Origin of the sequence: Actinoalloteichus hoggarensis (assembly GCF_002234535.1) — a bacterium.
Classification (GTDB): Bacteria; Actinomycetota; Actinomycetes; order Mycobacteriales; family Pseudonocardiaceae; genus Actinoalloteichus_A; species Actinoalloteichus_A hoggarensis.
In genome coordinates this window covers 1,107,973-1,119,564 of record NZ_CP022521.1, presented here as the reverse complement: position 1 = coordinate 1,119,564, position 11,592 = coordinate 1,107,973, and the positions used below count along the sequence as shown (strand labels likewise).

Here is an 11,592-nt window from a genome sequence, read left to right as displayed (position 1 = left end):
CGCTCCGCTGCGCAACGGCCGCGTTGCTCTCAGCTAAGGGCGACTTTCGGATCAAAGTCAACGAAAGTCGGCGGCGAATTTGCAAAAGCGGCAGCGCGGCGGAGAGGTCGGATATCGGCGTCGCGGACGCATTCCATGGGCGCGCAGCGGGTCGGCGACGGCCAGAATCCGCGGACGACATCGCGGGCGCGAGCCCCCGAGCGGCGACCCCACCGGCACGACGGAGGCGGCGGGTGCGATTCCGCGATCGGCCGATGAGTCACCGAGGTTCACCGCCGCTCACCAGGCTCTATGACCCGGCGGCGCTTCTCCACGAGGCTCTGGTCGACCGGTCGGCCCGTCGATGCCGCGACCGTCCAGGGTGGACATGGCGACGCGGACGACTCCGACGGCGTCCGCCCCGCCGCCCGCCGCCTGGAGAACACACGGACCAGCCGCGCGACCCCGCCGAGACGGCCACCGCACACCGAGCACGATCGCCCGCCGCCGCGACGACTCGCCGAGCCGGAGCGGAGGAGGTCGCCGTTTCGCCCTGGACAAAACGGGGTGGCGCCCCATATCGTGCCACAGTGAAACAGGGTGCCACCCCGTTTCCATTGTCCATCGGGAGGTCGACATGTCAGAGTCATCATTCGTCCTGGTCACCGGGGCCACCGGCCAGCAGGGCGGGGCCGCCGTCACGGCCCTGCTCCAGAGCGGACAGCAGGTGCGCGCCCTCGTCCGCGACCCCGCCGCGCCGCGGGCGGAAGCCCTGGCCGAGCGCGGCGTCACTCTCGTCACCGGCGACCTCGACGACCCGGCTTCGCTGGTCTCCGCGCTGGAGGGAGCCAGGGGCGTGTTCTCGGTGCAGATGCCGAACCTCGCCGACCTGCTCGGCGACCAGGAGGTCCGGCACGCGACCAACCTGGCGGGCGCCGCCGCGAAGGCGGGCGTCGAGCAGATCGTGCACACCTCGGTCACCGGAACGGGAACCCGCGAGCCCTTCGACGCCGAACGCTGGGGCGCCTTCGTCACGCACTACTGGCGCAGCAAGGCCGCCGCCGAGCACGCCGTGCGCGAGGCGGCCCTGCGCCGCACGACGTTCCTGCGGCCGGGCACGTTCATGGAGAACCTCCTGAGCGAGTTCTCCTTCTTCCCCGACGATCGCGACCGCGTGTTGACCGCCGTCGACCCCGAGGTGCCGCAGCCCTTCGTCGCCGTCGCCGACATCGGCTCCGCGGCCGCCGCCGCGTTCGCCGACCCGGAGCGGTTCGACGGCGTGGAGCTGGAACTGGCGAGCGACCGGCTGACCTACCGCGAGGTGGCCGTGATCCTCTCCGACGTCCTCGGTCGTTCCATCACCCTGCCCGCCGACCAGTCGGAGGCCGAGGCGGCCGGCCTTCCCCCCGAGTTCGCCCGATCGCAGCAGTACTACAGCGCGGTCACCCTGCCCGCGCATCCCGACCACGCCACGGCACTCGGCCTGCCGACGACCTCCTTCGCCGACTGGGCACGAGCCGCGTTCTGACCGACCCCGTTCGAACGGCCCCGCCCGCCGTGATCACCGGCGGCGGCGTCGACCCGAGTCGGCGACCGGCACGGCTCGGGTCGACCGGCACGGCTTGAGCCACCGGCCCGGCGCGGCCTGACTCGGGCCGGCGCGGCCTGACTCGGGCCCGCCCGGCTGCCCGCCGCGCCGCGAGCACCGCGTGCTGCTCGGTGCGGCTCGCACGCCTGATGCGGCTCGACAGCCGGGCACGGCAGGCCGCTCTGGCAGGCCGTCCCCGACGAACCGCCGGGCGACCCCGCCCTTCAGGATCTCCGGCCCGTCTAGGTTCCCGCCCGTCGAGATCAGGCGATGCCCCGGGTGCCCGTCGCTCGACGCCGGGCGACTCGACCCGGGACGGCCCCGCCCGGCAGGCCGGACCACACGGGTGACGCGTGCCCCACTGACGACCCGCCGTGCGGTCGGAAGACCACGCAGGCAGGCAGCCGTCGCACCGGTGCTCGTCATCGCCGGCCGACACCGAACCGGGACGCCCTCGGGCTCGTGCTCGGTGATCGACGTGCCCTCGCGCGCCTGTGATGTGCGCCGCACCGGGTTGAGTGTGCCGCAAGGGCACGGTTTCTCCTGTCCGTCGAGGCGCGCACCGCACGACCGGTGCGGCCCCGTCCGGGAGGAGCCGCCAGATGCACGTCACCTCGGCCGATCGGGCCGCGTCGACGAGACGGAGCCTCCACCGCCGTCCCGGCACCCTCGCGGCGGCGCGGGCCGGTCGCGACACGGCGCCCGACGGCACGGCGTCTGCGCGCCGCGAAGGCGGTCCCACGCCCGACGGCTCGTCCTCGGCGGCACCTGCCGAGACCGGATCACGCGTACTCCGCGACTTTCCCACGCAGACCGACACCGACACCGACACCGACGCGGGCTCGGGCTCGGGCTCGGGCGACGGCGCCGTCGGCACGGCGCCCCACGACGACGACGGCACCGGCGTCGCACCCGGCCCTGTCCCGACGCGTGCTCCCTGCCGACGTCGGCCGCACTGAACGCCCGCTCCCCGCACCGAATCGCCGCCATTCGAGGCCCGGCGGGCACGTCCCATCGCCTCGGACGCTCATGCCGCAGACAGACGACCGAAAGAGAGACCTCGTGTACGACACGATCATCGTCGGCGCCGGATCGGCGGGAGCGGCGGTCGCGAGCAGGCTGACCGAGGACGAGCAGCGACGGGTACTGGTCCTCGAGGCGGGCCCGGACTACCGCTCCGCCGAGACGGCCGCCGATCTCCAGAGCATCGAGCCCGGCAAGATCAAGCTGGCCCTCCATCGAGCCCAGACCCATACCTTCCCGAACCTGGTGGCCACGAGGTCGTCGGCGCAGCCGCCGCTGCCCTACATCCGGGGACGCGGTGTGGGCGGCAGCTCCGCGATCAACGGGCTCTTCGCGATCCGAGCGGACGTGGCGGACCTCGACGGCTGGGCGGCCGCCGGCTGCACCGGCTGGGGCTACGACGACGTCCTTCCGCTGCTGACCGGCATGGAGAACGACCTGGACTTCCCCGACGAGCCCTACCACGGCTCGACAGGACCGACGCCCGTCCGCAGGCCTCGCCGCGAGGACTTCGCCACGGTCGAGGCCGCCGTCGACACCGCCGCCGAGCGGCTGGGCCACCCCTGGGCACCCGATCACAACGCCCCCGGCTCCACCGGCGTGTCCCCGTATGCGTTCACCAGCCTCGGGGAGCGGCGCGTCTCCACGAACGACGCCTATCTCGAACCGGCCAGGTCGCGCCCGGGCCTCCACGTGATCGGCGGCGCCGTGGTCGACCGCGTGCTGCTGGAGAACGGGCGAGCCGTCGGGGTGCGGGCGATCGTCGACGGCGAGGTCGCCGAGTTCCGGGCGGCGGAGGTCGTCGTGTCGGCGGGCGCCGTGCACTCCCCCGCGATCCTCCAGCGCTCCGGCATCGGCCCCGCGGCGGATCTGCGGCGGCTGGGCATCGACCCCGTCGTGGACCTCCCCGTCGGACACGGCCTCCAGGACCATCCGGGGCTCGTCCTGCTCATCGCGCTGCACGGACCGCCGGACTATCGCGGGCAGCCGGAGCGCGGGCAGCTCTGCCTGCGCTTCACCACCGGAGTCGGCGACGAGGTCAACGACGCGATGATCGCCCTGCCCGGCGCCATGGGCATCGGCGTCCCGGTCTCCGGGCTGATCGGCTGGGGCAACCGGGTCACCTCGACCGGCGCCGTCCGGCTCGCCTCCACCGACCCGACGGTCGACCCGACGGTCGACTTCGACATGCTCTCGACCCAGGACGACCTGCGCCGGTTCCGCGCCGTGTTCGACGAGATGCGGGCCGTCGCCCGTCAGCCGGAACTCCAGCGGATCGCCGTCGCGATGGGCTTCGGCCCGGAGATGACGCTGCCCGAGACGGAGATGTCGGATCGGGAGTTCGCCGAGTTCGCGCTCACGCACGTCACCGACACCGTGCACGCGAGCGGCTCGTGCCGGATGGGAGATCCGAACGATCCGGAGGTCGTCGTCGACCCGGCGGGGCGGGTGCTCGGTGTCGAAGGCCTGCGAGTGGCCGACGCGAGCGTGTTCCCGTGGGCGACTCGAGCGAACACCAACCTGACCGCGATCCTCGTCGGCGAGAAGATCGCGGCCTCGATGCACGTGGGGGCCGCCGCATGACCGACTTCGACGCGGGCACCATCCGGGAGCTGATCGGCGGCACCATCGCGATTCCGGCGGGCGTCCTCACCCCGTTTCTCACCGATCCGGACTCCGGAGAGCCGCTGTATCCGCAGCGTGCCAGCACGTCGGAGAGCGTGTCGAGGGCGCTGGCGACCGCCGCCGCCGTGCACGCGGGCGGCGGATGGTCGGAGCTGCCCCGGGCGGAGCGGGCGGCGGCGATGCGCGGCCTCCAGGCCGAACTGGCCGGGCGGGTCGACGAACTCGGACACGCCGACAGCCTGGACAGCGGTGTGCCACGCACGCTGACCACCGGCCTCATCGGCGCGGTGGTCGGACTGCTGGAGCAGGCGGCGGTGCGCATCGAGGCGGGATTCGGCCACGTCGAGCAGGCCTCCTCGGTCGGCGCCTGCGATCAGTGGCAGCTGCCCTGGGGTCCCGCCGCGGTGTTCCTGCCGTGGAACGCGCCGACCGTCACGGCGATCCTGAAGACCGCCGAGGCGCTGGTCGCCGGCTGCCCGGTGGTGATCAAGCCGTCGGAATGGGCTCCGCACTTCTCCGGCGCCTTCGCGGCGGCGGTGCGGGCCGCGCTTCCCGAGGGGGTCGTGCAGATCGTGCACGGCGACCGCGCGGTGGGCGCGGCCCTCGCCGAGGACCAGCGCGTCGCGGCCGTCTCCTACACCGGGGGCGTCGAGGGCGGCCGGGCCGTCGCTCAGATCTGCGCCCGCGGCCTCAAGCCCGCCGACCTGGAGCTGTCCGGCGACAATCCGGTCGTCGTGCTGCCCGACGCCGAGCCCGCGGCCGTCGTCGAACAGCTGGTGCCGGGCGTCCTGATGCTGAACGGGCAGTGGTGCGTCGGGCCTCGGCGCCTCATCGTCCCGGCGGATCGCGTCGAGGAGTACGTCGCGGCGCTCGGCGGCGCCCTGGCGGCGGTGCCCGTCGGGGCCGCCGCCGACCCGGCCACCGGACTGGGGCCGCTCGCCAACGAGCCGCATCGCCGTCGCATCGAGGAACAGCTCGCGGAGTATGCGGCCCGAGGCGTCCCGGTGCACCGGTACGGGCGGATTCCGGAACTCGGCGGGCACTTCGTCCGGCCCGCCGTCGTCCTGACCGACGGGGCCGAGGAGCTGACGGGGGAGATCTTCGGCCCGGTGCTCCAGGTGCGGACCTACGCCGACGTCGACGACGCCGTCCGCATCGCCAACGATCACCCCTACGGCCTGAGCGGCTACGTGTTCAGTGCCGACCGGGACGCCGCACGGGCCGTCGGCAGGCGCCTGCGGGCCGGTCTCGTGACGCTGAACTCGGTGCTGGGAGCCCCGGCCGACGTCTCTCGGGTGGGCAGCATGTGGGGGTTCAGCGGGCTCGGGCAGGCCGGACTCGGACAGGGCGCGGCCTTCTTCAGCGGGTACCGGTTCGTGGGCTGAGCCGGGGATCGACGTCCGGTGTGGAGTCCCGGCGGTCCTCCTCGCGGGACGGCCGGGGCTCGGGCTTGCGGTGACACCCCGGGCGACGCCCGACGACGCCGACGACCCCGACGACGCCCGACCCGGCCTGCGGCGCGGAGCCGTCCCCGTGATCGCGTCCCGCTCCCCGGGCCGCGGACCGGTCAGGCCCGCCGCAGCACGGCTCGAAGGCTGATCGCGAGGTGCGCGAGGGACCGGGCCGGCAGCCCGGCGAGGTCTCGCAGGCCGGTGACGTAGCCGTCCGAGAGCGGCTCGGCACGGAGCGGGTCCGCAGGTGCCCGGAGGTGAAGCCGGTCGTGGACCGCCTCCAGACCACTCGGGGAGCCGGTCCGCCGGAGATCGGGCCGGCCGCGCGGCGAGCACCTGGTTCCCGCCGAGGGCGAGAGCCCTCCTTCGACGTGGACCGCCCGCGCCTGTCGGCGTCGAGGGCGGATGTCAGAACGGCGCCGCCCGCAGTCCGACCAGGCAGCCTCGAAACTTTCGAACCGATTCGCGGTGCAGTCCGAGGTCCCTCGCCCCCCGAGCACCGCCGACAGCGACCTCCGAGAGAGCAGCTCTCCGGCCGGGCGTCATTGATCCGGCGAGCCCAGCCCGAACTGACCGAGGTGGACGCACCCGACTAGTGCGTCTGCCCACTCGGGACGGCACGCACCGCCACTCGAAATTCCCCGTTGACAGTTTCCGGGATCTTCCCGAAACTTTAGACATCGTTTACGGGGTGAGGTGAGCTCCCGTCGCCGTCGCCCCGTCGATCTGCTCAAAGGAGAGCGCCATGATCAGAACGAGACGCAGGATGCGGCCGATCGCCGTCACGGCGTTGGCGGCGGCGACATTGATGCTCGGCGGAATGATGACCGCGGTGACCGGAGGCGGCGTCGCGCTCGCGGCGGACGACACGCGCATCGCGGCCGAGGCGGACGACACGATCCGGCCCATGCAGGCGGACACCCTCGGCGCGGCGGCACAGCGCACCGGGCGCTACTTCGGCGCTGCGGTGGCGGCGCACCGGATGTCGGACTCGACCTACATGGGCATCCTGAACCGCGAGTTCGACTCGGTCACGGCCGAGAACGAGATGAAGATCGACGCACTCGAACCACAGCAGGGCCAGTTCACCTACGGCAACGCCGACCAGATCGTCAACCACGCGATCCAGCAGGGCAAGGACGTCCGAGGACACACACTGGCCTGGCACTCCCAGCAGCCGCAGTGGATGCAGAACATGAGCGGCAGCGCCCTGCGCCAGGCCATGCTGAACCACGTCACACAGGTGGCGACCTACTACCGGGGCCGCATCCACTCGTGGGACGTGGTGAACGAGGCGTTCGCCGACGGCTCCTCCGGCGCCCGCCGTGACTCCAACCTGCAACGCACCGGCGACGACTGGATCGAGGCGGCGTTCCGGGCCGCACGAGCCGCCGACCCCGGCGCCAAGCTCTGCTACAACGACTACAACACCGACAACTGGTCACACGCCAAGACCCAGGCCGTCTACCGGATGGTGCAGGACTTCAAGTCACGGGGCGTCCCGATCGACTGCGTCGGCTTCCAGGCCCACTTCAACAGCGGCAATCCGGTGCCGAACAACTACCACACCACCCTCCAGAACTTCGCCGACCTCGGAGTGGACGTCCAGATCACCGAGCTGGACATCGAAGGCTCCGGCAACAGCCAGGCCGAGCAGTACCGAGGCGTCACGCAGGCGTGCATGGCGGTCACCCGCTGCACCGGCATCACCGTGTGGGGCATCCGTGACAGCGACTCCTGGCGTGCCCAGGGCACCCCGCTGCTCTTCGACAACTCGGGCAACAAGAAGGCCGCGTACCACGCCGTGCTCGACGTGCTCAACGGCGGCGACTCCGGGGGCGGCCCCGGCCCGGGTCCCGGTCCGGAGCCGGGCGGCTGCACCGCCGCCTACACCGACGGTCAACAGTGGAACGATCGGTTCAACGGGCAGGTGTCCGTGTCCGGCACGAACAACTGGGTCGTCACCGTCACGGTGACCAGGCCGCAGGAGATCATCGCGACCTGGAACATCAGCGCGTCCTGGGACTCCAGCGGCACGGTGATGACCGCCAGGCCCAACGGCAACGGCAACGTGTTCGGCTTCACCATCCGACACGGCGGCAACTGGAACCGACCCAGCGTGACCTGCCGCGCCGCCTGACCGGCACCGACCAGTCCGGCGCGGGTCGAGCGGGACGCGGACCACGCGACGGTCTTTCGAGTCTGGTGGCGAGGCGGCAGGGTCTCGCCACCAGACACCCGGACTCCCTGCACGAAGAACGGGCCTTCGGGCCTGCTCGGGGCGGCCCCGAGCCGCCGTCTCCTCGACGGGGTCCGCCCCGAGGGCCGCACGGCAGGGCAGCTTCGGCGGGCATCGCGCGGTGGGCGGCCCGGCGTCCGGGTCGGGAACCCCCGGTGTCCGGGTCGGTGGCACCCCGAACGCCCCGAGGACGGCCCAGGCGACGCACCCCACGACACGGCGTCTGCCCCGGCGAAGCCCCTGAGCGGCCCGGCCGCGCCGCTCGAGCCCCGCTCAGCGAGACGTGCCCGCCCTCGACGGCAGCAGCGGCAGCCCCGCCGCATGCCGACGAAGGAAGCCCGCCGTCGGCGTGTCCGCCGCCGCGACGACCTCGGGGGTGCCCGCCGCGACGACCGCACCGCCCGCAGGCCCCGCTCCCGGCCCCAGATCGATCAGCCAGTCCGCGGAGGCGGCGACCGGGATGTCGTGTTCGGCCACGACGACGGTGTTGCCGGAGTCCACCAGCGCGTCGAGCGCCGCCACCACCCGCCCGACGTCGGACGGATGCAGTCCTGCCGCCGGTTCGTCGAGGACGACGAGTCCCGCCGTGCGACTCGTGGCACCACGCTGGATCGCGCCGGCCAGCTTCAACCGCTGCGCCTCCCCGCCGGAGAGTTCCGTGGCGCTCTGGCCGAGCCGCAGATAGCCGAGGCCGACCCGCAGCAGGGACTCCAGGATGTCCGTGAGCTGCCGAGACTCGCGGAGCCGGTCGGCGGCGTCGGCGACGGTCAGCTCCAACACCTCGTCGACGGCCAGGCCGGCATACCTGACACGCAGCGCCTCCGGTGTGTAGCGCCGCCCGTCACACGCATCGCAGACCACCCACACGTCCGGCAGGAAATGCATGTCGACCAGCTTCCGGCCGTAGCCGGTGCAGGTCCGGCAGCGGCCGCCGTCGGCGGTGTTGAAGCTGAACCAGGAGGCGTCGAGACCGAGCGCGCGGGCCGCGTCGGTCTCGGCGAACAGCCGCCGCACGACGTCGAACGCCTTGCTGTAGGTGGCCGGATTGGACCGGGGCGTCCGGCCTAACGGCTCCTGGTCGGCGACGGCGACCCAGCCGAATCCCTCCAGGCCCGTCACCGCCCGCACGACGTCGGTCGCCGCGCCGGTCAGCGCGGCCTGCACGCCGGCCGCCAGCGCGCCGAGCAGGCTGCTCTTCCCACTGCCGCTGACCCCGGTGAGGCAGGTGAGCCGGCCGACGGGGACGCGGATGAGGTCGGCCGTCACGTTGTGCGCACGAAGGTCGTGCAGCCGCAGCCAGCCCGTGTCGTCCCCGACCTCGCGGCGGACTCGGCGTGGTCCGCGGCCCTGCCCGGCCAGCTGTCTGCCGGTCGGCGACTCCGGATGGGCCGCCACGTCGGCGGGGGTGCCGGACACCAGGACCTCGCCGCCGAGGCTGCCCGCGCCAGGACCCAGGTCGATCACCCAGTCGGCCCGGGCGATCAGCTCGGGATCGTGCTCGACCAGCAGCACCGTGTTCCCGGCGGCACGCAGCTCCAAGGCGATGTCGAGCAGGTGCGCCTTGTCGACCGGGTGCAGGCCCGCCCCCGGTTCGTCCAGGACGAACGTGAGGTCGCTGAGCTCGGTGCTGAGCTGGGCGGCGAGTCGGGTGCGTTGCAGTTCGCCGCCCGACAACGTCGCCGCGCCGCGCGACAGCTGAAGATGGGTCAGGCCGAGCCGTTCGAGGACGTCGAGTCGACGGCGAAGGTCCGCCAGCAGCGGTCCGCCGACCAGCTGGTCCCGCGCGTCCAGCTCGGCGGCCACCCGCGCGGCCCACTCCCCCACCTGCCCGACCGCCGCCGCCGACAGGTCGGGGTAGGAGAACCCGCCCAGCCGCACGGATCGGGCGGCCCGCCCGTACCCGCTGCCGCCGCAGGCGTCGCAGGGCCGCTTGCGCATGTACCGCAGATAGCGCTGCCTGGCGTTGGCGGTCTGGGCGTTGGCGAAGACCCGCTCGACCTCGGCGAGCGCACCACGCAGCGGTTGGCTGGAGGTGTAGGCCATCCGAGCCGACTCGTTGCGGTTCGGCACCTCGATGGTCGCCTCGATCTTCTCCTCGCCCGTGCCGTACAGCACGCAACGGCGGAACTCCTCGGGCAGGGACCGCCACGGATCGCTCAGCCGCACTCCCCGCTTCTCCGCGAGCACCGGGATGAACCCGTGCTCGCCGGACCGCCACTTGGCGTACCAGTGCGACGCCCCGTCGAACAGCGGCAGTTCGGGGCGGGTGATGACGAGGTCCTCCTGGGCCTGCCAGCGTCCGCCGACGCCATGACAGTCCGCGCAGCCGCCCTCCGGCGTGTCGCGGTCGAAGTGCGACGTCGTCAGCGGGCCGTCGGCGCCCGTCGCGTCGGGTGCCGCGCCGAGTCCGGGCAGACGCGAGTACAGCAGCCCCAGGTGCCCGTCGATGCCCGTCATCGTCGCGACCGTGGAGCGGGGGTTGCGGTTCACTCGGCGCTGGTCGACGGCCAGTGTCGCGCCGAGCCCGAAGATGCGGTCGACTCGGGGCCGGTTGCGCTGGGTGATGTACTGCCGCACGAACGGCGACAGTCCCTCCAGGTACCGCAGTTGCGCCTCGCTGTGCAGCGTGTCGACCGCCAGCGAGGTCTTCCCGCTGCCGCTCACCCCGGTGAAGGCCACCAGCCTCCCCTTCGGGATGCGCACCGAGACGTCACGCAGATTGTTGGTCCGCGCGCCCACGACCTCGATGAACTCACGCCTGCCGTCCTCGGCGGCCGGCAGCGGCTCCGCCCGCGCGGCCACCGGACCACCCGGGGCGGGACGCTGAAGAGACCGCGCGGCCTCGGAGCCGATGCCGAGGTCGATCATGCGCGGGCACCGCCGTCCGGGAGGATCGCGGCGAGGTCGGCGGCGTACACGGTCATCCAGTGTGGATTCAGTCGGTAATAGACGACTCCGGCCGTCCAGTCGAAGGTGTCGTCGCCGTAGAAGTCCTTGAGGTAGGCGAGGAGTTCCGACCAGCCCTCCGCGGGCTCGCCGTCCCGCGGATTGAGGACCTCCACGGTGCCGTGGGTGAACACGCCGAGTTCCTCGCCCCGCAGATGGGCGGCGCTCACGGCGGGCCGGGCGGCGAGATGTCGGGCCTTGGCCGCGGTGGGATCGGTGCCGAAATGCCATCTCCCGTGGAGGAAGTGCCCGTCCACCGCGCTGATCCTCGGCTCGCCGTGCGCCGTCACGGTGGACAGGGCCAGCGTGCACATGCCGGTGAGGACCCGGGTGAGCTGCTCGGCGGTCAGGGTGCGCTCGGTGCTGATGATCGAACGCAGATGCCGGGTGGAACGGGACAGGGAGGCGGTCAGCATCTCCTGGAGATCGCGCAGTTCTTCTGGTGTCTCACGCATTGCGGCATCCTCAGACGGTTCCGTGGTGGTCACGACGGGCGAGCGCCGTCGGCGCCGCCCGATGCACTCATCCTGACGCCCATTCCTGACACGCGCTGTCCGGATTCCCCGCCGACTTCACCGCTCCCGAGCCGCGTGCTGCCGGCGGGAACGACCGGGCGCCGCCGACCACCTCGGTCGCAGGCATCGCCCGCCGACGGCTGCTCGACGCGCGTCATGAGCCGTCGGCCGCCCGGGCCGCAGCACTCCGCACTGGAGCGCGCGAATCGCCGTCGACGCCGAGGC

6 protein-coding genes are annotated in these 11,592 nt (G+C 72.8%); 4 read left to right on the top strand and 2 right to left on the bottom strand.

Features of this window, described 5'->3' with window-relative positions; all coding sequences use genetic code 11:
- The first annotated feature begins 616 nt into the window (after window positions 1–616).
- The 4 genes from AHOG_RS05050 (at window position 617) to AHOG_RS05025 (ending at window position 7,807) form a co-directional block, all read left to right on the top strand.
- Entirely contained in the window at window positions 617–1,507 is an 891-nt protein-coding gene (locus tag AHOG_RS05050) for an NmrA/HSCARG family protein (RefSeq protein ID WP_093940306.1), read from the top strand.
- Between the two features lie 1,122 nt (window positions 1,508–2,629).
- A complete protein-coding gene (locus tag AHOG_RS05040; RefSeq protein WP_169725810.1) occupies window positions 2,630–4,174 on the top strand; it encodes a GMC family oxidoreductase in 1,545 nt (514 codons plus the stop codon).
- Complete coding sequence (locus AHOG_RS05035) at window positions 4,171–5,601, top strand: aldehyde dehydrogenase family protein (protein ID WP_093940303.1); 1,431 nt, start codon at window positions 4,171–4,173, stop codon at window positions 5,599–5,601. The genes AHOG_RS05040 and AHOG_RS05035 overlap by 4 nt, the downstream gene beginning before the upstream one ends.
- Before the next feature lie 811 nt (window positions 5,602–6,412).
- Complete coding sequence (locus tag AHOG_RS05025; protein WP_281258075.1) at window positions 6,413–7,807, top strand: glycoside hydrolase family 10 protein; 1,395 nt, start codon at window positions 6,413–6,415, stop codon at window positions 7,805–7,807.
- A 372-nt stretch (window positions 7,808–8,179) separates the two neighbouring features.
- Here AHOG_RS05025 and AHOG_RS05020 read toward each other — a convergent pair whose 3' ends face one another.
- Both AHOG_RS05020 and AHOG_RS05015 read right to left on the bottom strand, forming a co-directional pair.
- Window positions 8,180–10,774 carry an excinuclease ABC subunit UvrA gene (locus AHOG_RS05020; RefSeq protein ID WP_093940300.1) on the bottom strand — a complete coding sequence of 865 codons (2,595 nt, stop codon included), beginning with the start codon at window positions 10,772–10,774 and terminating at the stop codon, window positions 8,180–8,182.
- On the bottom strand, window positions 10,771–11,307 hold the full coding sequence (locus AHOG_RS05015) for a pyridoxamine 5'-phosphate oxidase family protein (protein WP_093940299.1): 537 nt from the start codon (window positions 11,305–11,307) through the stop codon (window positions 10,771–10,773). The genes AHOG_RS05020 and AHOG_RS05015 overlap by 4 nt, the downstream gene beginning before the upstream one ends.
- Window positions 11,308–11,592: the final 285 nt, after the last annotated feature.